Annotated in this window: 26 protein-coding genes and 1 other RNA gene; 1 reads left to right on the top strand and 26 read right to left on the bottom strand. The window is 38.8% G+C overall.

Annotated elements, in window-relative coordinates:
- Positions 1-407 precede the first annotated feature (407 nt).
- From EO122_RS04400 to EO122_RS04335, 14 genes are all read right to left on the bottom strand, one after another.
- Positions 408-1,925, bottom strand: a complete 1,518-nt coding sequence (locus EO122_RS04400; RefSeq protein WP_127009541.1) for an NAD(P)/FAD-dependent oxidoreductase — start codon at positions 1,923-1,925, stop codon at positions 408-410.
- A gap of 90 nt (positions 1,926-2,015) precedes the next feature.
- Entirely contained in the window at positions 2,016-3,335 is a 1,320-nt protein-coding gene (locus EO122_RS04395; RefSeq protein WP_127009540.1) for an amidohydrolase, read from the bottom strand.
- A gap of 162 nt (positions 3,336-3,497) precedes the next feature.
- Positions 3,498-3,959, bottom strand: a complete 462-nt coding sequence (locus tag EO122_RS04390) for a hypothetical protein (protein ID WP_127009539.1) — start codon at positions 3,957-3,959, stop codon at positions 3,498-3,500.
- Between the two features lies 1 nt (position 3,960).
- On the bottom strand, positions 3,961-4,755 hold the full coding sequence (locus EO122_RS04385; protein WP_127009538.1) for a DUF3100 domain-containing protein: 795 nt from the start codon (positions 4,753-4,755) through the stop codon (positions 3,961-3,963).
- Positions 4,756-4,946: 191 nt separating this feature from the next.
- The gene (locus EO122_RS04380) at positions 4,947-5,363 is read right to left on the bottom strand and encodes a flavodoxin domain-containing protein (RefSeq protein WP_126936984.1); all 417 of its coding nucleotides are present in this window, start codon (positions 5,361-5,363) and stop codon (positions 4,947-4,949) included.
- A gap of 11 nt (positions 5,364-5,374) precedes the next feature.
- On the bottom strand, positions 5,375-5,941 hold the full coding sequence (locus tag EO122_RS04375; RefSeq protein WP_127009537.1) for a DUF3793 family protein: 567 nt from the start codon (positions 5,939-5,941) through the stop codon (positions 5,375-5,377).
- A gap of 350 nt (positions 5,942-6,291) precedes the next feature.
- Positions 6,292-6,900: a hypothetical protein gene (locus EO122_RS04370; protein ID WP_127009536.1), complete on the bottom strand. Its 609-nt coding sequence runs from the start codon at positions 6,898-6,900 to the stop codon at positions 6,292-6,294.
- Positions 6,901-6,915: 15 nt separating this feature from the next.
- Positions 6,916-8,613, bottom strand: coding sequence for a glutamine--tRNA ligase/YqeY domain fusion protein (locus EO122_RS04365; protein ID WP_127009535.1), 1,698 nt, complete (start codon positions 8,611-8,613; stop codon positions 6,916-6,918).
- A 138-nt stretch (positions 8,614-8,751) separates the two neighbouring features.
- Positions 8,752-9,744, bottom strand: coding sequence for a D-glycerate dehydrogenase (locus tag EO122_RS04360; RefSeq protein WP_127009534.1), 993 nt, complete (start codon positions 9,742-9,744; stop codon positions 8,752-8,754).
- Between the two features lie 306 nt (positions 9,745-10,050).
- Positions 10,051-10,410: a helix-turn-helix domain-containing protein gene (locus tag EO122_RS04355; protein ID WP_009353094.1), complete on the bottom strand. Its 360-nt coding sequence runs from the start codon at positions 10,408-10,410 to the stop codon at positions 10,051-10,053.
- Between the two features lie 261 nt (positions 10,411-10,671).
- Positions 10,672-11,136 carry a hypothetical protein gene (locus EO122_RS04350; protein WP_126936989.1) on the bottom strand — a complete coding sequence of 155 codons (465 nt, stop codon included), beginning with the start codon at positions 11,134-11,136 and terminating at the stop codon, positions 10,672-10,674.
- Between the two features lie 66 nt (positions 11,137-11,202).
- The gene (locus tag EO122_RS04345) at positions 11,203-11,733 is read right to left on the bottom strand and encodes a hypothetical protein (RefSeq protein ID WP_127009533.1); all 531 of its coding nucleotides are present in this window, start codon (positions 11,731-11,733) and stop codon (positions 11,203-11,205) included.
- A gap of 84 nt (positions 11,734-11,817) precedes the next feature.
- The gene (locus EO122_RS04340; RefSeq protein ID WP_127009532.1) at positions 11,818-12,402 is read right to left on the bottom strand and encodes a xanthine phosphoribosyltransferase; all 585 of its coding nucleotides are present in this window, start codon (positions 12,400-12,402) and stop codon (positions 11,818-11,820) included.
- A gap of 14 nt (positions 12,403-12,416) precedes the next feature.
- Positions 12,417-13,304, bottom strand: a complete 888-nt coding sequence (locus EO122_RS04335; RefSeq protein ID WP_127009531.1) for a LysR family transcriptional regulator — start codon at positions 13,302-13,304, stop codon at positions 12,417-12,419.
- Between the two features lie 234 nt (positions 13,305-13,538).
- Here EO122_RS04335 and EO122_RS04330 point away from each other — a divergent pair, with 234 nt between their 5' ends.
- Positions 13,539-14,771, top strand: coding sequence for an FprA family A-type flavoprotein (locus tag EO122_RS04330; protein ID WP_127009530.1), 1,233 nt, complete (start codon positions 13,539-13,541; stop codon positions 14,769-14,771).
- Positions 14,772-14,956: 185 nt separating this feature from the next.
- Here the strand turns inward: EO122_RS04330 and EO122_RS04325 are convergent, their stop codons facing one another.
- The 12 genes from EO122_RS04325 to rnpB all read right to left on the bottom strand — a co-directional run bounded on the left by EO122_RS04325 (position 14,957) and on the right by rnpB (position 24,406).
- The gene (locus EO122_RS04325) at positions 14,957-15,340 is read right to left on the bottom strand and encodes a hypothetical protein (RefSeq protein WP_127009529.1); all 384 of its coding nucleotides are present in this window, start codon (positions 15,338-15,340) and stop codon (positions 14,957-14,959) included.
- Between the two features lie 20 nt (positions 15,341-15,360).
- Positions 15,361-16,368 carry a flotillin-like protein FloA gene (gene floA, locus EO122_RS04320; RefSeq protein WP_127009528.1) on the bottom strand — a complete coding sequence of 336 codons (1,008 nt, stop codon included), beginning with the start codon at positions 16,366-16,368 and terminating at the stop codon, positions 15,361-15,363.
- An 8-nt stretch (positions 16,369-16,376) separates the two neighbouring features.
- On the bottom strand, positions 16,377-16,841 hold the full coding sequence (locus EO122_RS04315) for an NfeD family protein (protein ID WP_127009527.1): 465 nt from the start codon (positions 16,839-16,841) through the stop codon (positions 16,377-16,379).
- A gap of 146 nt (positions 16,842-16,987) precedes the next feature.
- Positions 16,988-17,548 carry a Fe-S-containing hydro-lyase gene (locus EO122_RS04310; protein WP_009353067.1) on the bottom strand — a complete coding sequence of 187 codons (561 nt, stop codon included), beginning with the start codon at positions 17,546-17,548 and terminating at the stop codon, positions 16,988-16,990.
- A 14-nt stretch (positions 17,549-17,562) separates the two neighbouring features.
- Complete coding sequence (locus tag EO122_RS04305) at positions 17,563-18,405, bottom strand: fumarate hydratase (protein WP_126936997.1); 843 nt, start codon at positions 18,403-18,405, stop codon at positions 17,563-17,565.
- 466 nt (positions 18,406-18,871) lie between these two features.
- Positions 18,872-19,249 (bottom strand): hydrogenase expression/formation C-terminal domain-containing protein, encoded by a 378-nt coding sequence (locus EO122_RS04300; protein ID WP_126936998.1) that lies wholly within the window; start codon positions 19,247-19,249, stop codon positions 18,872-18,874.
- 45 nt (positions 19,250-19,294) lie between these two features.
- Positions 19,295-19,804: a HyaD/HybD family hydrogenase maturation endopeptidase gene (locus EO122_RS04295; RefSeq protein ID WP_127009526.1), complete on the bottom strand. Its 510-nt coding sequence runs from the start codon at positions 19,802-19,804 to the stop codon at positions 19,295-19,297.
- Positions 19,785-20,501 carry a Ni/Fe-hydrogenase, b-type cytochrome subunit gene (gene cybH, locus EO122_RS04290; protein ID WP_127009525.1) on the bottom strand — a complete coding sequence of 239 codons (717 nt, stop codon included), beginning with the start codon at positions 20,499-20,501 and terminating at the stop codon, positions 19,785-19,787. The genes EO122_RS04295 and cybH overlap by 20 nt, the downstream gene beginning before the upstream one ends.
- A gap of 14 nt (positions 20,502-20,515) precedes the next feature.
- Entirely contained in the window at positions 20,516-22,417 is a 1,902-nt protein-coding gene (locus tag EO122_RS04285) for a nickel-dependent hydrogenase large subunit (RefSeq protein ID WP_127009524.1), read from the bottom strand.
- Positions 22,417-23,559, bottom strand: a complete 1,143-nt coding sequence (locus EO122_RS04280; protein WP_126937002.1) for a hydrogenase small subunit — start codon at positions 23,557-23,559, stop codon at positions 22,417-22,419. The genes EO122_RS04285 and EO122_RS04280 overlap by 1 nt, the downstream gene beginning before the upstream one ends.
- Positions 23,560-23,692: 133 nt before the next feature.
- A complete protein-coding gene (locus EO122_RS04275; protein ID WP_127009523.1) occupies positions 23,693-24,010 on the bottom strand; it encodes a co-chaperone YbbN in 318 nt (105 codons plus the stop codon).
- A gap of 43 nt (positions 24,011-24,053) precedes the next feature.
- An RNA gene (rnpB, locus tag EO122_RS04270) (RNase P RNA component class A) lies at positions 24,054-24,406 on the bottom strand.
- Positions 24,407-24,462 lie beyond the last annotated feature (56 nt).

The raw sequence follows: 24,462 nt of genomic DNA, 5'->3' as shown, positions 1-24,462 counted from the left end.
TTTTTATTCTCATTTACTTTCTCATTATACACTATTATCCAACTATTATCAACTATAATTTTAATTGAGAATATTTGATTTCAAAATACTTATAACCTATGTCATATACTCATGCAATAAGGTAGGGTATATTTCTTTATACTATCTTTATACTATCTTTATACTATCTTACACCTCTAGCATTACTAACATATCATACTCATATCTGCCTATACAGAATAAACGCATTCTATTTATAAGTACTGTACAATATATCAATTATCATCATGTGATAATAAAAAAACTCATGTCCGATTTCTTTATGAACAGCACCGCTACTTATCAATTATCATCATATGACAATATAAAAAAACTGCAGTGATAGTATTCCCATCACTACAGTTTTTAGTAAATATCTTATTAATAGATTACCATTTATGTTCGTAGAACACTTGTGTCCACATAGAAACTTCTGACAGTGTTGGATGTGGAGCCATAGCCTCACCAATGGAGATAACAGATTGTGGATCCAAGTACCGTGTCAATCCTTGTGCACGTAATTCTTTCGTTGTAGTAGAACCGATTTCTTCATGAACAGGAACTAATTTCACTTCACCACTATTCATCAAATGTACATATGGTTGGAACAAGATCGATGCTTGTGGTCCCACGATATGAGCCCCTAATAGACGATTCGTAGCTTTATCTACCACTACCTTGATAAATCCATCATGTACATCACCTTTGTCAATACCAAGGGCCATACCTTTTGCGGAGTTAGAATAGTGGTTAATACCAACTCCCACATCATAACCAGCCTCTTTGGCTTCTGCTTCAGTCATACCGACACGACCTACTTCTGGGTATGTGAAAGTCACCATAGGAATCAAATCATAGCGTGCCCAACGATAGTCTGTTGGAGATGTAGCACGATATAAGTTATGAGAGATAATATCCCCTTCATAGTTGGCGCGATGACGGAACGCTGCATTACCATTTACATCACCTAAGGCATACACACCTTCTACAGATGTTTCTAAGAATTCATTCGTTTTAATCCAACCACCTGGCAATTGTTCAATGTGAGTATTTTCTAGGTGTAAATCTTCTACAGACGGAGCGATACCAGTAGCCACCAAAATTTCATCTACACGAATTTCAGAGACTTCACCAGTAGTACGGTTTTTCACAGTGATCACTTTATCACCATTGTCTACTCGCACATTATCACATACAGTATCTGTTAATACGTTCACTCCAATGGCTTTCATTTCTTCTAAAATATGAGCAGAAATAGCTTCATCTTCTTTTGGCAATAAACGCACATTGCGCTGGATTAACGTCACTTCCGTACCTGCTGCGGCAAACACACCTGCAAATTCTGTACCAATAGGACCACCACCAAATACAGCTAGTCGTTTATATGGTACTTTTGGATATTCATTGCCAAATAATTTCTCACTAGTAATGTATCCTGCTTCTTCTAAGCCGTCCACATGGTTCACTTTAGAATGACCACCAGTACCAATGATAATGGTAGATGCAGTAATTTCCTCTGTTTTTGTGCCATCTTGTAATGTTACATATAATACTTTATCACTTACAAAAGTAGCTGCTCCATGGTATACATCAGCATTGTCAAAGCTTTCATAAAATTCTTTAACCCCTTCGCTTTTATTGATGGCTTTCCATACACGCTCGCTTACTACATCCCAGTTAAGAGTCGGTGTAGCAGTTTCTACACCAATTTTTTTCCAACCATGGCTTTCATGTACCACATCAGCTGCAGTAACCATTACTTTTGTTGGAATACAGCCACGTGTTAAACAAGTGCCACCAAAGCCTGTTTTTTCAATAACAGCTACACGTTTACCTGCTTTTAATGCTGCATCAGCTACTAAACTAGCACCGCCAGTACCAATTACGATTACATCATATTGCTTCATTTACGTCATCCTTTCTAAACCAATGGATAATCTTTATTCTTTAATATATAGTATATCATACATCGACTATTTTAGATATGAGAATTTTTACTATTTTCCACTAGCGATAGAATCTAACAATTCAATATACGTTTCTTTCGTTAACGGAGCTTCAAAGTTTTCTAGAATCTCTTCCGCCACCTGCGCCTTATCATATAATAAATCCACAATAGTCATTGCTAATGCTTGGGCCGTTTTAATATAGGCTACGTCTGGTACTGTGATATTGTATTCCGCACTATGCAGCACTCCTTCAATACAACCCACCCAAGGATGGATAACAGGCATTAAATGGGATACATCACCCATGTCTGTACTTGCTGTCATATGTACCCGTTGACGTACATTGTTTGTACCAAATAGCGGTTCTGAGTTAGACCGCAATAACTGATTCATATCAGGATTATCACGCATCGGTAAATAACCTGGTAAATCTTGAATCACACAAGTAGCTCCTACTGCATCGCCGCCAGCTTTCAAAGCACGATTCACTCGTTGATTGCCATCCACAATCGCTTTTACATTCGACGCACGCACATAGCTTTCTACTTGCACATAATCTGGTACGCAATTTACCAATGTTCCCCCTTGATTAATGATAGGATGGAAACGGAAATAATCACTTTCTTTGAAAGTCTCACGAATGGCATGTACCCCCATAACACCCATCAAGGCCGCATTTAATGCATTAATCCCTTCATGAGGAGCTGCCGCCGCATGGGCAATTTTTCCGTGGTATTCGATCAGTTTCGCCACAAATCCATTGGAGGTACTCCCTAAGTTCATTTCTCCCGTAGGTGTATCCGCTGTTTCCACATGCATTTGCATGGCCATATGGATATCATCAAAGGCACCTTCATAGATAAGCTGTTGTTTGCCCCCAAGGTATTTGATTGTTCCTTTTTCACGCAATGTATTCCTATAATCGACTTCGATCATTTCTTCCGCTGGCACAGCAAATAAAACTACGTCTCCTCCAAGAGCTTCCATAACCCCTTCCGCTTGTAAGCCCATAGCTACTGCAAATAAGTTAGCAATTTGTACATTATGTCCACAACAATGGGCTGCTCCAGTTAATGGATCTGCTTTTGGATGACGATGACATACGATCGCGTCCAGTTCACCAATCATGGCGACAGTTTTCTTAGATGTACCACCTTGTAAACGTCCTTTTACACCTGTAATAGCATGCCCCGTTGTAAAAGCAATCCCTAGCTCTGTAAACATATCTTGTACTTTTTGAGATGTTTTATGCTCTTTATAACCCAATTCTGGTTCATCCATAATAGCACTAGCTAATGCACGCAATCGATCTTGTCCTGCTACAATGGCATCACACACACGTTGTTTTACTTCTTCTTTTGTTAACATAGTTTGTCTCCTTTTATATTGTATGAAAATACCCTTCACAAAAAGGTATCTATGTATGACTCTTGAACTCTATTGTACCATGAAATCAAAAAGAGAGTTGATAGGAAATCATCAACTCTCTTTTATTAAGTGCATCTACAATCTATATGCATCTATTCAATATTAAATAACGCCTTGCATATGTAATACAAAATGAGCCATTGCAGCAGCGCAAATAAATGTACCTGCCGTTACCGCTAACGCTACTGGAATAATTCTCCAAGATAGACGACGGAAAGCGCCTAAATCTTTTCCTAAGGAAAGACCTGCATAAGCTAATACTGGTGTGGTAGTCGCCAAGAATGTTACTTCTTTTGTTTGTGCAATAATCCAAGCTTGACCTGGCATCATTGGCAAAGATGCAATCACGCCTACTAAAGACACCCAGAATACCATAGGAAATCGATTCGCTAATGGCAAATAAGAAATAATAGCACCAATGATAGCTAAGCCCGCAATGACAAAGACCCCCACAAGACTTGGTCCCAATAGATGCTTACCATCAAGGATATTACCTACAGCCGTCATGATAGCTGCAATGCATATGACAATGATAAATTGTGTAATTTTTTCGCTGATAGTCATCTTATTTTCCCTCCTCTGCTAAATCTTGTTCACGTGTACGGCCTGTAAAGAAATTATAGGTTTTTTCCATCACCGGTAAGGATACAAAGATACCAAAGTACACACCTAATACGGTGGTCAATAAATTGGCTGCCCCCGCTAAGGCTGCAATTTGGGCTTCATGCTCTGGATATACCGCAATGATAGGGGCTGTAGAAGCAGCCATCATACTAGCACTGCCTACGCCAGCACCCATAGCCAATGCCAATGGATGGAACCAGCCCATTTGTGCAAAGAAACCTGCTAGCACAGAGGCCCACATAGCACCAATCAATACGCCACAGATGTACATACCCATAACACCACGACCCTCAGGAGAGCTAAAACCAAATTTATCGATAATAATCGCTACATTAGGTTCACGGTCTACAGAATAACAAGCACCCACCGCTTCACGGCGCATTCCCACTAATAATGCCACTGGTAAGCCGAATAAAATCGTACCAAAGAAATGACCTAGCTCTTGTAGCATAAGAGCCAATCCAGCGGTAGACAAAATTTCCAAGTTGGGACCAATACCTAAGCCTACTTTCACCATTAACAACATCACTGCAATCCCTAGATAATCGGCTGATTTTTCCATCGTTTCCACAGTTAAAATTTTTAATGATGGAATCGATACAAATAGACCCATAATCAACGCGTAGAGAAGCGGCAAAAACACGACTGCTCCAAATCGTTGAATCCCAATCATTTCTGCAATGATGGTGATGAGAAGAGCCAACGCATGTAATTTCCAATTTTGTAATACTTGCATACAATACCTCCTATACTAATAACTATATGATTTCTTTATTATAGTAAAGTTTAACGTGCATGGTCAATGTGTCATCGATTCCGAATTAGCAAGAAGGTTGCAAAACTAAAATAAGAGGTGAATAGATCTACCTATCCACCTCTTATGAGTAAGAGCTAGTATATTGATTTGTTATATGCTTTATATTTGGATTATGCGTTTACTAGTGCTTTACCCAATGCTTCACATTGTTCTTTGCCTGCATCATCAGGTTCACCTAGTACTGGTAATTTATCTACCACTACACCATTCGCACCTTCAACACGAACAGCCCAGTCATCTAACCAGGATCCGCCCCAACCATAAGAGCCGAATAATACTACCTTTTTACCAGCTAATTTTGGTTCCAATGCATCATAGAAAGGTGCAAATTCTGCATCTTCTAATTCTTCTGCACCCATATCAGCACATCCTAATGCTAATTTTTCATAACCCGCAGCTTCGTCAGCCGTGATTTCGGAAACAGCTTTTACTACTACTTCTTGACCAGCATCAGCGATACCTTTACCTACAGCTTCCGCCATTGCAGTTGTGTTACCTGTTCCAGACCAATAAATTACAGCGATCATAATGTTACCTCCTAGCATGCCGTTACGGCAACCAAAGACTCTAAAGATTTTCCTTTATTCAATTGTGCATGACAATAGTCACGGCACATTCGAAAACAATGAAATGCGTGCATAGCAGACGCTTGGTTTCCATATACTTTCCAATCTCCACAAACTTTATAGCCTGCTCCTCGGAATTGTATGAAAGCTTTGACATCCTCTAGAGGATATCCTAAAAATACGCCTATCTCATGGGGAAACACATCGCTCATTTCAATACGATGACGTAAGTGTAATAACCACTCTTGTAATGTTTCATAAGATTCATATCCATACTGTTGGAGAAACGCTAGCACATCAGGTCGTCTCAAATACTCATCAAGCATCCGTTCTCGGAATACGAGTAATAATTTTCGTTTTTCACAATGGCATAATTCATAAAAGAACAGCCCTTTTTGATTAAATTTATCATTATACTCATTTGTCTTCTGTATCATATGGACCCCTAGATGTTGAGGTAAAGCCACTAAATTAGCCACTTTGATACCTCGAATTGCGGGTGCACAATGATATCCGATAATCTGCTCGATGGATTCCATTTGTTGTACCTGCCTTTTTACGTATTTTGGGGAGAACACTTGCTCTCACAGCAAATAGATAATCCGGATTTGCCATCAAAAGATAGCTAAAATAATTGAAAATTATTTCTATTAATATGATACAAATATTTTACACTCATGTCAATAAGTATGAGAACTTTTTTCATTATTATGAGCAATTATATCTTTTTATATATACAATCTAACTATAACCATACACTCATCTACCACCATACTCACACCATTAATTCTTACACACAGATATAGGAACCAAGATATAGCAAACAATAAAAAGACTTCGAAAGATATAGTATTGGCTATACACCATACCTATCTCTCGAAGTCTTCTTTTATTTTAGAATCGATTGTAACTTATCACGCATATGTATATCATCTACACTGGTTAATACGTATTGCACACGTGGCGGGTGGCTACTTTCTACGGTAAATACTACTTGCATATACAGTGGGTACTCCGCCTGTTTATACCAAGAATTTACAATTACTTCTCCGCGATAGCGTCGATTCCCCTCAACATGTAATGGAGTCACAATCGTAAATAGTTCTGGGTGACTTTCCATATACGTTTGGTAATCCTGAACCATCTGCTCACCCATACGATCTCCTGCTGGGAATGGATGCGCACTATCAGCAGCCTCTGGGCCAAATCCATACAACAATGTACCTTCCCCATAACGAGCATAATAGTAATTATTTCCAGACTTATCCAGTATCATATAGGACTTTGTCACTTCGAATCCAATTTGTTGCATCCCTGATTCCAACGTCTGTGCAATTCCCGTAGAAATAATACTTTGACTACTACCTTCTTGCACTACCATATGTTTAGGCCATCGGATTGTAGCGGTATTCGCCGCATCTACATCAGACACAATACTTCCCCATACAAAGATTCCCGCAATCGCCGCTAAGGATACTACACTATATATTTTCATCATACTAATCGCCTAATCTTATTTCTTTTGCATCTTAGCCCATGTATCGCGCATACCTACCGTACGATTCATCACGATATGATCTGCTGTGCTATCCTTATCGGTCACAAAATAGCCTGTACGCAAGAAATGATAATGGTCTCCAACTTGTGTAGTACGGAATGCAGCTTCCCCTTTCGCAGCTTTTACTTCTAAGGAGTTTGGATTTAACTGTTGTAAGAAATCTTTATCTGCAGTCTCCTCATTTTCTGAGTTCAATAGATAGTCATAGAGACGCACTTCCATATCTACCGCAGTAGATGCCTCTACCCAGTGCAAGATACCTTTCACTTTCTTTTGACATCCTGTTCCAGATTTCGTAGCTGGGTCGTATGTACAGTGAATTTCAGTGATATTGCCATCAGTATCTTTGATAACAGATTGACATTCAATGATGTAAGCCCCTTTTAAACGCACTTCTTTACCCGGTGCTAAGCGGAAGAATTTTTTCACTGGTTCTTCCATAAAGTCACCACGTTCAATGTACACTTCTCGACCAAATATCACTTCACGATGCCCCATCGCTTCATTTTCTGTATTATTTTCAATGATAAGTGTTTCTGTCTGTCCTTCTGGGTAGTTTGTGATGACAACTTTCACAGGATCTAATACCGCCATGTAGCGTGGAGCTTTTAATTTCAAATCTTCACGGATACAGAACTCTAATAGTCCTACTTCTACCATGCTATCTGCTTTTGCTACGCCAATGCGTTCACAGAAATCACGAATGGACTCTGGTGTATAGCCACGGCGGCGCAAACCAGAAATTGTCGGCATACGAGGATCATCCCATCCACTCACTAGATTCAATTCAACCAATTGACGCAATTTACGTTTACTCATGACCATATTTGTCACATTCAAGCGGGCAAATTCAATCTGTTTTGGTTTTTCTGTGTCTTCCCAATCTTCTAATACCCAATTGTACAATGGACGATGCACTTCAAATTCTAAGGTACATACAGAATGGGTAATACGTTCAATCGCATCAGATACTGGATGCGCATAGTCATACATAGGGTAAATATTCCATTCAGAACCTGTACGATGATGATCAGCGTGTAAAATACGATACAATACAGGATCTCGCATTACGATATTAGGGTCTGCCATGTCAATTTTGGCCCGCAATACTTTTTCCCCATCTTTATATTTGCCTTCTTTCATTTCTTGAAAGAGTCGTAAGTTTTCTTCTACGCTGCGATCACGGTAAGGGCTATTCGTACCAGGCGTTGTAAAATCGCCACGAGTAGCACGAATTTCTTCTGGTGTTTGATCATCTACATAGGCTTTTCCCTTCTTGATCAACACTTGAGCATATTCATATAGTTTACCGAAATAGTCAGATGCATAATGTACATCACCATGCCATGTAAAGCCTAACCATTTTACATCTTCTTCAATGGATTCTACATATTCCATATCTTCTTTGACCGGATTCGTATCATCAAAACGCAAGTTTGTTAAACCTTGGTATGATTTGCCAAGACCAAAGTTAAGGCAAATAGATTTTGCATGGCCAATATGCAAATACCCATTAGGTTCTGGCGGGAAACGTGTGTGGACACGTTTTCCATAGGTATTTTCTTCGTTGTCTGTATTAATAATCGCTTCAATAAAGTTAACTGTTTGAGGCGTTGTTTCTTCCGTACTCATCATCGTCTCTTTCGATTCCATGTGATTCTTCCTCTCTTATATTGATTATACACACGTGCAAGTTCTGCACATTCTTTTATTATACCACAGGCTACTCCATGTTTCATGGATTTCTTGCAAATCCTAGTATTTCGTATCATACCGGCTACGTTGTCTCTATTACTCTTCAGTTGCCATATAATTGACACTTTCATTGACACAGGTCAACAACGGTTTACCATGTACACCAGCTATAAGATTATTGGCTGTGAGCATAGCCATTTCCTTCCGAGTTCTATCTGTGAAAGACCCGATATGAGGCACCACTAGGCATTTCCCTGTTTTTAATAACGGATGATCCGCACCAATTGGTTCTGGATCTACCACATCGAGAGCTGCGTAATCGATTTGACCTGTTTCTAGAGCATGTACTAATGCATCGGTATCTACAATTTTCCCTCGTCCTACATTGACAAATAAAGCAGTTTCTTTCATCATTTCAAAAGCTTCTGCATCGATTAAATGGTGGGTTTCCTCTGTCAGCGGAGCCATCACCAAGATGACATCACTAGTCGTTAATAGTTTACCCAATGATACATACGTCGTCATCAGCAAGCTATCATCATTGCGGCGATTTCGATTATGATACTGCACCGTCATGCCAAAAGCACGCGCTCTGCGAGATACAGATACACCAATCTTACCCATGCCAATAATACCTAATGTCATACGACTTAAATCTTTGCCTTTTATATTCGAAGGTCGTTCCACCCATTTTCCATCTTTCACAAACTGGGCATTCTCATAAATTCTACGGCTCGCAGCTGCCATCAATGTGAAAGCTAACTCCGCTGTTGTTTCCGTTAATACATCAGGCGTATTTCCGTACGGAATATGGCGCGCTGTTAAGGCATCGATATCAATATTATCATACCCTACAGAAGCCTGAGCGATGACCTTTAAATTAGGAGCATCTTTTACTAGATCTTCATCCACTGTAAAATGATTAATACTCCACAATCCATCCGCTTCACGAAGCCATTCCTTTAATACCTCTTTTGGCATCTTTTCTTTTTCAGTCCATTGACGAACTGTCACATGCTCACTTAGGTAAGCTATTACATCTTTACGTACCAAACCTGGTACAACTACGATTGGTTTACTCATAAGCATCCTTTCATATTCTCTATTCTATTTCATAATTAACTAATTTCTTGCTCAGATAGTACCATGTACTATCTTACTTGCTAATTCTATATCATACACAGTCTATCATATCTTAGCATCCACCTGTATATAATCTTATGTAAATTATATCATATATACTTGGACAATAAAAAAGACAGTCCTATTTTCATAGAACTGTTCTTTTCATTTTGTAGATACAGTACTTGCACTCTCAAACGTACCCGAGAGCCCCTGCGCTTTCTATACGATGATATGCTATTCCACAAACGTCTCTAGAATAACATGTTTATCCTACCAATTAGATTTTCCTTCATTGAACATTTCAAATGCATGTGCAATTTGGCGTCTTAATTTTAATCGTTGTGAATCACTTAATACATATTCTACACCATTATGTGCAATCCGCCCATTTTTTACAATGCTACTTAGATCATAGAGTATTTCTCTGGCCATACTTGCGTTACCTGCCAGTTCATCAATGGTCACATCGTAATAATTAGCTAATCGCTTCAAGGTTTCTAAATCAGGCTCTCGATATCCTGTTTCATAATTTGACAGGGCAGCATTACTAATACCAATATCACGAGCCACATCTAGTTGACTCCGCCCAATTCGTTTACGGGCATGTCTTAAATTTTCACCTAATGCCATTGTATCACCCCTTATACTACGTGATGCTATAGTATAAATAACCTACACATATTATAGCACGATACATAGTACATTTGCTATAGATACATTTGAATTCGCATATCACGAATTGTGTATCTATCAACATTTTTTAACATTTTTGAATTGTATTACACGAATTGAATTGTTTACTCCAATTGCACATATGTTTTTCTGAGCGTTTTTGAGCGCCGTTAATCATATTTTGATTGATATTGTTTCTTTTTGCGAAAAAGAATCATATTATTCATGTGCATGCTCAGGTGGAGGTAACTGTTCAACACCAAATATATTTCCTATAGTTTCAATTTTTCCTGGAATATACTCTACAATTTGAGACATTAGCACATATAACAATCTTGGGTCAAAATGAGAGTTTGCACTTTGATTGATACAATCTAAGTATACGCTATCATCATCTTCTTCAATATAATATTTAAAGCTTTTATAAGTACTATTTTCACGATTGATAAATGTCAGAATCTCTTGACGATTTTCTTTTGTGACTACACCTGCACCAATTAAAAATCGAATAGTGGCATAGATCGTATCATCTAACAATAGGAATACGGGAATATCACCCAACTCAGTTTGCACATAGGATCGGAACACAACTGTATGATCATCATCCCCAACCTCTCGTTTTTCAAAACATGTTATTTTTTCTTCGATTAAAAATTCTTCAAATACTCTCGCCTTTTCATTCATGAATATCACCTCGTAAAAAAGGGGCATTGCTTGTCACAATGCCCCATATGATATTATCTCTGTGTATTAACCTTTTTTGGATTTAGTCGTTTTGCGTGGCTTGCTTTCTTTTTTAGCTTCTTGTCCTTCTACAGGAGCTTCTTCCACTTTTACGCTCTCTAACGCCGCAATGATACGAGTTAAATCTTTTTGAGTATGTGGATACAACACTTCAAAGATAGTATACGCTACTAATGCTGGATTGAACTCTTCTTCTCCTGCCATCAAGCTTACATCTAAGATAATTGCTTCGTAACCATTTTCTTCCATTAAATAATGTTTGAAGCATTTAAATTCACTATTTAATTGATTCAACACCTCTAATGTAGTTTTGCGTTGCTCAGGTGTAAAACGACCACCAGCGATTTCTAAACGCACAATTCCAAATGGTGTATCATCTAATACAACAAATAATGGGAATACAATGTCATTGTATTCTACACTAGCATCAAATACTACTGTATTATATTGGTCATTTTCAATCTCACGCAACGTGAAAAGATTTGTTAATTCATTCTCTACAATAAACTGTTGAAATAATTCTGCTTTTTTATTCACTGTCTTAACTCCATTTACTAACACTTTTAAAATTAAAACTCATTACCATAATCATACCATACATTGGTATAAAATATCAATTCATTAACAAGTTTCATCCTCTACATAAATACAACGATCATTTTCAAAGCGTGCAATACGCACTAAGGAATGCACGTCATACCCTGCTTTTTCTAAACGATCACGACCAGGTTGGAAGGATTTTTCAATAACAATAGCAATACCTTCTACTGTATCTCCTGCACCTTCTACTAATTTTGCGAGCCCCATAGCTGCTTCACCACTGGCCAAGAAGTCATCGATAATTAATACTTTTTCCCCAGCTGGTAAGAATTTTTTAGAAATTGTCATATCATAATTTTCTTCTTTTGTGTACGAATACACTACAGAATGATATACATCTTCTGTCATCAAAATAGATTTTTTCTTGCGTGCAAATACCAATGGTACATCCAATTCAATCGCCACTTGCAATGCAATAGCAATACCAGAAGCTTCAATAGTGACAATGCGATCGATTTGCTTATCCGCAAATTGTCTTGCAATTTCCTTACCAATTTGAACAAATAACTTTGGATCAATTTGATGATTTAAAAAACCATCTACTTTCAATACTCGATTATTTAATACAATTCCCTCTGCATCAATACGTTGTTTTAATAAATCCACGATGATCCTCCTTATTATTTTCCTGTATCTAATATATCAATAAATTGCGTTACGCCTTCCGTTAATGCATCCATCCTCGATCGTACTAATACAATTCGCCGTTCTGGAATTTGCAAATTAGTCTGTAACTCTACTAATGAACCACTGCGTATTTTTTCGCGTGCTACCATTTCTGGCACTAATGATAGACCTAAGTTAATTTCTACTAAATCAATAAGAACCTCTAAACTACCAAGCTCAAAGGCTGGTTTCGTACATCGATTGTAGGTAACAGCATCAAAAAAGTTTCGGCTACTAGCACCCATTGTGAGTACTAATAGTGGCTCAGCCAAAATATCATCAATACTCCAAACCTTTTCAGTATCCTTGTATGTAGTACCACCCACAAAAATATCGCGTACAGCAGCCAAATCAACAACTTCTAAATGATTATTATCATATAATCCTTCATACGCATGAACAACTGCTAGCTGTGCTTCGCCAGCTTCCACCATAGCCACACATTCACGGGATGGTCGATTGGTAATGCGTAAGCTAATATCAAGGTCTTTTTCTTGCCACATTTTAAAATAGGGCAATAAAAAATATTTACTCAATGTATCAGTAGCTGCCAGGTGCAAGCTCTTATATTCGCGAGATAGACGTTCTCGCAGTTGCATAAGACCATTATCTAACATTGAAAATGCTTCTACTGCCGTTTCAAACAATTCACGGCCGGCTTTTGTAAATGCTACTGATTTTGTCGTCCTTTCAAACAAGGGAATCCCCAAATCTTTCTCCAATTGCTTAATGCTCTGGCTAATGGCTGATTGTGAAACCCCACTTGCTTTAGCCGCCTTGGAAAAAGATAGGTGCAAACCTACGCCCACAAAGGAGCGCAATAATTCTGCAGACACAGACATACTGACCTCAAATCTATTGTGAAAGTACCCTTTCACTCTCTAATCAACTATTATAATTACTTATAAGTTTACCTAGATTTATAAATGTTGTCAAATGATGTAAGACAATTATATCTAAAATTTCCTATAAGCACCGATAAAACAGTTGCTTTATAGCCTATAAACTAGTAATATATATTTGATAAGAAAATCTGGGGCATAACAATCCCCCGTATGTATGAAAGGAATTTAACTATGCATTGCGCACAAAAATTGACTGATCATATTTATTGGATTGGTAGCAACGATTGGAGCACTGAACGGTTCGAAAACCTATTTCCAATTCCACATGGGGTAAGCTACAATTCCTATTTTATTGATGACGAAAAAACTTGTATCGTAGACTCTGTAGATGACAGCATTCGTCAAGAGTTCTTCGATAACGTAGAACATTTATTAAATGGCCGCCAATTAGATTATTTAATTGTAAATCATATGGAACCTGACCATTGCGCTACATTAGTAGAATTACTAGACCGCTATCCAAATGTAAAGATGGTAGGTAACAAAACTACATTCCGTTTCTTTGAACAATTCTATGGTCGTCCTGCTCCTGATAATTACTATGAAGTAAAAGAGGGTGACACAATTGACCTTGGCCATCATAAATTACACACGTATACTATGCCAATGGTTCACTGGCCAGAAGTAACTTGCACATACGAATCCACAACAGGTACATTGTTCTCTGCTGATGCATTCGGTACATTCGGCACAATCAACGGCAATATTTTCGCTGATCAATTAGACTTTGACCGTCTATACGAAGACGAAGCGCGTCGTTACTACACGAATATCGTAGGTAAATACGGTGCACAAGTACAAAACGCAATGAAAAAAGCTTTGTCTTTACAAATCAATAACATTGCGCCTCTTCATGGTCCAATTTGGAGAACCCCTGAAAGCATCTCTTACATTGTGAACAAATATATGCACTGGAGCACATATAACGCAGAGAAAAAAGGCGTTGTGATCGCTTTCGGTTCCATGTATGGCAACACTGCTGAAATGGCACAACAATTAGCGAAACTATTGTCCTTACGCGGTGTCACAGACATTCGTATCCACGATGTATCTAAGACAAATCCTTCCTACATCATCTCTGATGCATGGAAATATAGCCATTTAGTATGTATGGCACCAACATACAACCTAGGCTTATATTTGACTATGGAAAACTTGTTACACGAATTACAAGCATTAAACTTCCACAATCATAAAGTATCTATCGTTGGTAACCACTCTTGGGCATCCGGCGCTATGAAACGCATGGTTGAGTATTTCACTGAAAAATTCAACAACATGGAAATCGTAGGCACTCCATTAGATATCAAAGGTGCATTGCATGATGAACAATTGCCATTATTTGAAGAATTGGCAGATGCCATCGTAGCTTCCTTAGAAGAAACAGAAATCAAAACTTTCTAATCACAAATAACCAAAGCGACTCTACTTAGTAGGGTCGCTTTTACCTACAAATACGTATACGAAAATGAGCTGTCATCAGGATTGCTATATCCTGAATGACAGCTCTTCTTTATGATTCTATTACCATATAATACACCTATCGAGTATCTCACTTTATATGTATCGTCTACGATGCCTTGTTCTATTTATCGACCATATCGTCGCATCCGCCCTTTCGGCGCTTCCAATATGATAGACCACACCATGCCACGCCTAGCCGCTAATCGCAAGGATTCCCTGTCCACTAGTGTATCATTCTTACTTACTTCTACTGACTGCTCATACCTATCTAAACCTACCGGATCGTATGTTACAGGCGCCGCTTCTAAATTTTCATCAGTATGACTATCCGCTTCCACTTCTATAGGTTCTTTCTGATCTTGTGAAAGTGTAATTCCATAATACGCTTCCATCTCTTCCCAAGTCATATCCTTGCTAGGGATTGGCTTTGTCGTTTCAGCGGAATCAGATTTGTTACTTTTAAAAATAAAGGACCCTAAGATAATCAATATGAGTATACCAAACTCCATACTAGAATACCTCCTTACCTTTACTCATGTGTGCCTTTCGCATCGATATCTGATTGATACTCTCCTCCAGAAATACTTTCACGCATTTTTGTATCCGCCATAATATTATTCATAGAATAGTAGTCCATGACGCCTAAATTACCCTCACGCAACGCTTGAGATAGCGCTTTTGGCACTTCTGCTTGAGCTTCTACTACTTTCGCTTGCATTTCCTGTGTGTGCGCACGCATTTCTTGTTCTTGTGCTACCGCCATAGCACGGCGTTTTTCTGCCTGAGCTTGGGCAATTTTTTTATCCGCCTCTGCTTGATCTGTCATCAATTGGGCTCCAATATTACGTCCTACATCCACATCCGCAATATCAATCGATAAGATTTCAAAAGCTGTACCAGCATCTAAACCTTTATTCAACACCGTACGAGAAATATGATCTGGATTTTCTAATACATCCGTATGCTCTTCAGAAGAACCTACGGTAGTAACAATCCCTTCCCCAACACGTGCAATAATTGTTGCTTCTCCAGCACCGCCTACTAAACGATCAATATTAGCACGTACAGTAACGCGAGCACGAACTTTTAATTCAATACCATTTTTAGCTACTGCAGAAATAATCGGCGTTTCAATCACTTTCGGATTTACCGACATTTGTACAGCTTCTAATACATCACGGCCAGCTAAGTCGATGGCAGCAGAGCGTTCAAAGGTTAACTCCATAGTCGCCCGTTCAGCAGCAATTAAGGCATCTACTACACGATCTACATCGCCACCTGCTAAATAATGTGCTTCTAATTGATCTACGGTTACATCCAAACCCGCTTTATTAGCTTTTACCAAAGGAAGAACAATCTGAGCTGGTGATACGCGGCGTAGACGCATACCAATTAAGGTCATGATACTAACTTTTACTCCCGCTGCCAAAGCAGAAATCCAAAGTCCTAATGGAACAAAATGTAAAAATAAAGATACCCCAATTACTAATACAATCGGAAGTATAACAAATCCAATATTGCCAATGCTAATTTCCATAATTCCTCCTACTTTTCTGTAGCTCGCACTACAATACGACCACCCATAACGGATACAATGATAACCTCCGTACCTGGTTCATAAAATTCACCATCTGTAACAACATCTAAAAAAGTATCGTTTACCACAATGGTTCCAGCTGGGCGCAACACCGTTTTTGCCACACCTTTTTTTCCTAACCATGCAGCTGGATCAGGATGACTGGCATACCCTTTTTCCTTAGTAGATTGCAAGCGCAATGTCAATCTGTCTCCAACTTTTGTTTTTGGAAAAATAGATATAATCCACCACAGTACAATGATACCTACTATTGAAATCCCCGTTACCGTGATCATCGCCATAGGTCCTCCACCCATTCCATCATACACCCCCCAGAGGAGCAGCAATAGCCCTGTTAGGCCAAAAATACCAAACCCTGGTATCATCATTTCAATGAGGAGCAAAATAATACCACCGATGATAAGTCCTATCATAGAATCTCCTTTCTTACAATGTCTATATACCTGTATTATAACACATACTGTGTATAAGTAAGATGAAAAAGCTCTAGATTTTGCTTTGTATTAAAAGTATATAGTAAAAAAGAGACTCTCATAAGAGAGTCTCTTTACTATTGTTATTAAACGTCTTCGCGGTATGGAGCTTGACCAATTTCGTAGAAATCGTTTCCTTCGCTATCGATAACAACGATTGCTGGGAAATCTTCTACAGTCAATTCAGCCAAAGCTTCTGGACCTAAGTCAGCATAAGCAATAACATCATATTTTTTGATGGATTTAGCAATTAACGCTGCTGCACCACCAACGGCTGCAAAGTAAGTTACGCCGTTTTTCTTCATGGATTCGATAACTTCTGGTTTACGGGAACCTTTACCGATCATACCTTTGATACCTTGATCAAGCATTGTTGGTGTGTAAGCGTCCATACGGCCAGATGTTGTAGGACCAGCGGAACCGATTGGGTCTCCTGGTTTAGCTGGGCTTGGTCCTAAGTAGTAAACAATTTTATCATGCCAATCGATTGGCAATTCTTCGCCACGTGCTAATGCTTCAGTCATTACTTTATGAGCAGCATCACGAGCACTATAGATTTTACCGGAGATAAGAACCATATCACCAGCTTTTAATTTGCGGGATTGTTCTTCTGTTAAAGGTGTTTGAATACGAATTTGTTCTGCCATGGTTATTCCCCCTCTTAAACTTCACCGTGAGCATGACGGCTAGCGTGGCAGCAGATAGTTACTGCTACAGGAAGACCAGCGATATGTGTTGCTGCCCACTCGATATTAACGGAAACTGCTGTTGTAGAACCACCTAATTGAGGTCCGATACCAGTTTTGTTAACCATTGCATTGATTTCTTCTTCCAATTTTGCATATTCAGGATGTGCATTGCGTTCTTCTACAGAGCGAAGAAGAGCTTTTTTGGAAAGGAATGCTGCATAGTCCATAGTACCACCGATACCAATACCTAGTACCATTGGAGGGCATGGGTTAGGGCCAGCTTTTTTAACGATTTCAAGAACTGCTTTTTTAACGCCTTCAACGCCATCAGCAGGTACTAGCATTTTAACGCCAGATTTGTTTTCGGAACCAAAGCCTTTTAACTCAACGTTGATGTCAACTTTGTCGCCTGGAACGATTTTTGTGTAAATAACCGCTGGAGTGTTATTTTTAGTATTAACACGATTGAACAAAGGTTCAGCTACTACGGATTTACGAAGGTATCCGTCAACATAACCTTTTGCTACACCAGCTTGAATAGCTTCTTCAAGATTTCCACCTTCGAAGTGTACATCTTGACCAACTTCTAAGAATACGATAGTAAGACCAGTATCTTGGCAAATTGGACGATCTTCAGCATCAGCGATTTCCGCATTTTTAATGATTTGATCTAATACACCTTTACCTACTGGAGATTTCTCACACTCATAGCCTTTTTTCAATGCATTGTACATATCTTTTGGAAGATGATATGCTGCATTCATACATAATTCTGCTACCTTTTCTGTTACTTTCTCAACGTGAATGTTACGCAAAGTAATCCCTCCTCAACTTAAAACAGAGACCTTTCTCTTGTGTATTATTGTATCACCATGCCCTACCTTTTTCAATTCCCTAAGAATATGTTCTATAACTGTTTATTATGATAGTATTTATTATCATTTAAGGTTATGTAATAAATATAACATTTATGTAGTCTTTTATTAAAGATATTATGATATTCTATTTATGGACATATATCCACCCTTTACAAACCCTTTAAATACAACTTATATTCAAAATTATCTATTCTATAATTTCTCCAAAAACCTACTATTTTCCTCTACAATATGTGTACTTATAAAAATGAAAAACTCTCTCATTAACGAATGATGAGAGAGTGTATTTAATCATATTTTACATGTTTTAGTCAATAATTACGTCTATCTATGATTTATTGATATACATAAAGGGGACAATTTCATAGTAACATGTAACATTTTTTATAGACAATGATACCAATTATAAGTCAGCCGCTTCAATCCATTCTTGTAAATCTGCTTCACCTCCTATGATATCTTCATCATAGGCTCCTGCTAACTCTGGATAGCGACATACTTCAATAGTATATAAAATTGCTTCATCTCGACCATTACGGAAGGTGCCAATCCATACACCACGAATAGTAGACTCATACCATTCCACAGGTTGATCTGTATCTTTTAAGTGTACTGTTACATCACCGCGACCTAATGTTTCTAACACTTCCACTTGTTCTTCCATAGTCAGTCCTGTATTTTCCACATAAATTGTATAGGTCTCACCAGTTTTACGCAACTGTTGCAAAGCATTTTTTAATTCTTGAAATACCGCTTTTACACGTCCAAATTCATTTTGCATAGAAACTCCTTATCAAATCCATACAGAGTCATACTCCTTAATATCCTATTCTGTTACTGTATTCACAGGGCTAGCGGTTACGTTCCAATTCGATAAAACAGATAGTACACGGGCTTTCACATCTTCTACAGCGGCCTGTGTAGCATCACTCAATGTAAGGCCTAACTCTAAACTTTCAGGCTCCACACCAATGACAACAGCATCTTCTAATGGATCTTCTTGTAAGGCTCGGATTCGCAAAATATCTTGCATTCCTACCTCATGCACAGAAATAGCCTCTGTAAAATAGGTGTTCATTTCCTCATGAGGAAACTCATATACTGTGCCTGGTACATCATCGCCATTGATAGCATCTACTAATAGTAATTTTGTCATACCTCGCATATAGGTAAGCAGTTCCATGCCCATGGTTCCCCCATCCAAAATGGTAATAGGAGGATTAAATACATAATCCTCCCGTAATTGGTTCACCACATGGACACCAAATCCCTCATCTGTGAGCAAAATATTGCCTACCCCTAAGAGTACGATGGGATTACTTTTTATTTGGTCCATATAAGTCCTCTATATCTTCTGGATCTTCTGGGTAAAATTTCATACCTGATACCATACTAGATACTTCTCCAGATTCTTCCATAACATCCTCACGGAATGTCAAATATACGTGAATAATTGTAAATAACAAGAATCCCCAAGCAATATAATGATGAATCATATGTACTTGGTATTCTGTAAACAGCAAGTTCACTGGATTAAAAATTTGCGCCACCCAAGTATCTGGATACACCTGTGCATACATCGCGAGGCCTGTAGATATTTCCAAGAACATCATCACATAGACACCCACATAACTTGTACGTGCCAAGGAATTCCGCAAGAAACGATGTTCCCGCTGTTGCGGTAACATCATATAATGTTTCACCGTATCCCAAATACCAACCCAATAGGACTTCTTGTGAAATCGTGGAAACAATCTATCGCCACGATATCGAATTCCACCATAAATACGGAATATAAGTGCAGCAATTAAGATAAATGCTGCGATAAAGTGAATTTTACGAATCATCTCCATAGAGAACCAACCACCTACTGCGATAGTTGGTTCCACACTGCCTGGTGTAGCTTGGAATCCTGGGTTTCCAATGTATAAGCCAGTCCAAAATAGTGCCGTTACACAGAGCACCATAGTCCAATGGAAAATACGGAGCCATAAACTAAATACACGATAAGGCTTTTTATTTAATGGTAACATCGACAGCCTCCTCCCTATTTACATAGGGCATCTGTATTAACAGATACTATTTTTTCACCCTTTTTATTGTACAAGTGGGTCGCACATGCCAAGCAAGGATCAAAGGAATGAATACCTTTTAAAATTTCCAATGGTTTATCCGCCACTTTGACTTTAGTGTCTATCATATTAGATTCGTATGCACCATGTTCACCAGCAATTGTTTTAGGACACGCATTCCAAGTCGTTGGCACGATACATTGATAATTGTCTACACGACCATCTTTGATGACACACCAATGTCCTAAACCACCACGTGGTGCATCTAATAAACCTACACCTTTTGCCTCTTTTGGCCAAGAATTAGGATCGAATTTACGAGTATCCGCCACAACAGTATCGCCAGTTTTGATATTTTCAATCAAACGGTTGTAGAAGTGTTGACTCAAGTTCGCTGCTACTTGTGCATCTAAACCACGAGCTGCTGTACGGCCTACAGTAGAACACATCCATACATGAGCTGGTACACCTAGCACTTTAGATACTGCCTCAATTTGATCTACCATCATTTTCTCTGCCCATGTAGGATTCTTGATGATACCTTGTTTTACTTTTACATAGACAACGATATATTTTGCCAATGGGCCCACTTCGCAAGCTTTTCCTTTAAATGTAGGAGATTTAATCCAAGAATATTTTTTCTCTTCATCCAAGAATTCCCATTTTTTATTTGTTCCCGTTTTAGGACCTGTGAAAGCTGGTTTTGTCACCCCTTCTGTTGGATGCAAGGATGTTTCACCATTTGGATATTCAAACCAAGAGTGATTGATTTCTTCAGACAAGAAGTCTGGATTCATCAAGTCTTCACCTTCTAAAGCTGTAAATGTTGCTTTTTCCCAACCAAGTTCAAAGTTTTCTACTACTCCATTAGCACGAACAAGAGACTTTTTAAAGAAGTCTCCATCTTTTATACCTGTATATGCATCATCTGGATAGCCACCGTATGCTAAGACACGCTTTTTCGCCAATCCGCCGCCATCTACCATACCAGCTTTCACATATAAATGACCTATAGCTAGTAAATCTGGTAAGTAGAAATTGTTCACCAAATCTTTTGCCAGCGAAATAGATTCATCTACACTTGCTAAACGAGCTGCATTCACAGGTGCATTCATGTCATCCATGGAAATGGAGCATGGCATACCACCTACAATGTAGTGAGGATGTGGGTTTTTACCGCCGAAAATAACATGAGGTGTTACAATATCACGTTGACGATCTAGGATTGTCAAATAGTGAGAGATGGCCATCAAATGCACTTCTGGAGGCAATAATTGATAATCTGGATGATCCCACCATTGAGCGGAGAAAATCCCTAATTGCCCACTTTCTACAATTTTTTTCACTTTTGTTTGGATCGCTGCATAATACGTAGCATTTCCTTTAGGGAACTCCTTAGGGTATGCGGATGTGGAAGATTCCAAATCTTTTGGTTGTAATCCACTCACATTGTATGTATCCAATACTTGTTGTTGCAATTCTGCAGTTTTCTTAGGATCTGCTTTCAACGCCTCTACTGGGCTTACCCAGTCAAGAGCATGCAAGTGATAAAAATGCACAATATGATCGTGTGTATCTAAACAACTATGCATAATATTTCGAATATAGTTTGCATTCTTAGGAATTTGAATACCCAATGCATCCTCTACCGCTCGAAGGGATGCTAAGGCGTGCGTAGAAGTACACACACCACAAATCCGTTGTACAAAGGCCCATACGTCACGAGGATCGCGATTTTTAGCTACTAATTCAATACCACGCCAAGCCGTACCACTAGATAAGGCATCTTGCACTTTACCTGTGGATTCATCAACACTAACTTCTACACGTAAGTGACCTTCAATACGGGTCACTGGATCGACTACAACTCGTTTCATTATTGGTCACTACCTTTCTGTTCCACTTCTTTTTGTTTTGCTTCTTGTTCAGCTAAATATTTTTTCTCTTCTTGGATAGAATCATATTTATGTTTTGCCAAGGTAATACCACCATGAGCCACTACAGCACCAAATGCGCCAAATCCTGCTACTGTACCTAATGTATCCACATCGGTAATAGTATTTGGGGTATGAATATGAGGCAATCGTTGGTAAAAGTTATCATTGTCCCAGAATCCCTTTTCAGAGCAACCAATACAACCATGTCCAGATTGAATTGGATAGGACAACCCATTCCACCAACGCAAGTTGCCACAAGAGTTATATGTTTCTGGTCCACGACAACCTACTTTATATAGGCACCAACCTGCTTTGGATGCATCATCATCGAAGTGTTCCACAAACAATCCAGAATCAAAGAAGGGACGACGATAACAAGTATCGTGAATACGATTACCGTAGAATTGCTTTGGTCTTCCTTCTACATCTAGCGGTGGAATTTCACCAAATAAAGCATAGTGCATAATGACACCAGTCATGACCTCTGGAATTGGAGGGCATCCTGGTACTTTAATGATTTTTTTGCCTTTTACAATAGAGGATACAGATACTGTATTGGTTGGATTCGGTTTCGCTGCTTGAATACCGCCCCATGCCGCACAAGATCCATATTCAATGATGAAAGCAGCCCCTTCGGCGCATTCTTTCAATACATCTACGAATGGTCGACCGCCCACTTGGCAGTAGGACCCATTTTCATCCAATGGAACGCCACCTTCAACAGCCAATACATATTTACCTTTTTTCTCTTCTAACAAATGATGTAAATGATGTTCAAATGGTTCCCCTGCTGCGGCAGCCAAAGTATCATCATACTCTAAAGCAATCATATTTAGAATCACATCAGATGCGAAAGGTGATGTAGAACGAATAAAGGATTCGTCACATCCTGTACATTCATGACCATGCAGCCAAATCACCGTAGGTAATTCCTTTTTCTCCGCTGCTGCCACGACTTTATTCGTCAGTGCTGGTGGTAATCCTAAAATAGCTGTTAAAGCTACACAGGATTTCATAAATGTACGTCGGCTTAATTTACGTTCTTGGAATAAGTTCCAAAGACTATTTAATCTATCTTTCACAAAAAAGCCCCTTTCTTGCAATAACTTTATAGCGTCTATACAAATTAACGTAATACACATAGTATACCATGAAAGGTATTCCTCCTATAGAATATTAATCACTAATTTGTAAAAATATTTTTATATCCTCTATTTATAGTTTCAATAACTTACGTACAGAGGCTGCTTTTTTATAGCCACCGATACGATCTTTTTGTTTTCCTTTTTTATAGCAAATAATCGTCGGTACCCCTTGTACATCTTCTTTTAAGACAATTTCTTTAGCTTCATCAATATCGATAGCAATCATACGAGCCACACCTTGTAGTTCATCGTATAACGCATCTAATTCTTCTTTCATTGCTTTGCATGGCTCACACCATTCTGCGGTGAAACAAGCTAATACGATTTCGTCATCACCTTTCACGATAGATTTAAATTCTTCATAGGTTTTAATGGATTCTAATTTCATAACGATACCTCCTACAATAACAAAACCGCTCCGAAGAGCGGTTTTGAGCAAGCAATCAATAAGCCGAGTTCTGTCCTGCTTACGCAGTGGCGATTATCTTTCTAGGCGTATAGTTGCCTATACGCTCAAGCGGCACAACCCGAAAGGTAGGCGGGCAACCCTTAACCCTTTCCTATTCGGCCTTGCTCCGGATGGGGTTTACCGAGCATACATGTTACCATGTACCTGGTGCGCTCTTACCGCGACCGTTCCACCCTTACCACCCGAAGGTGGCGGTTTACTTTTCTGTGGCACTATTCCCTATGGTCACCCACGCCGGCCGTTAGCCGGCATCCTGCCCTATGGAGCTCGGACTTTCCTCAAGTCATAAGACTTGCAATCGCCTTTCATACTTACTGTTTAAGTCTAGCATAGACCACTCGTGTGGTCAATAGCTCTTCTTTTTATTATAA

Origin of the sequence: Veillonella sp. CHU110 (assembly GCF_003992255.1) — a bacterium.
In the GTDB taxonomy this organism is placed as follows: domain Bacteria; phylum Bacillota; class Negativicutes; order Veillonellales; family Veillonellaceae; genus F0422.
The sequence above is the reverse complement of the archived record's forward strand: the minus strand, read 5'-3'. Positions and strand labels throughout refer to the sequence as shown.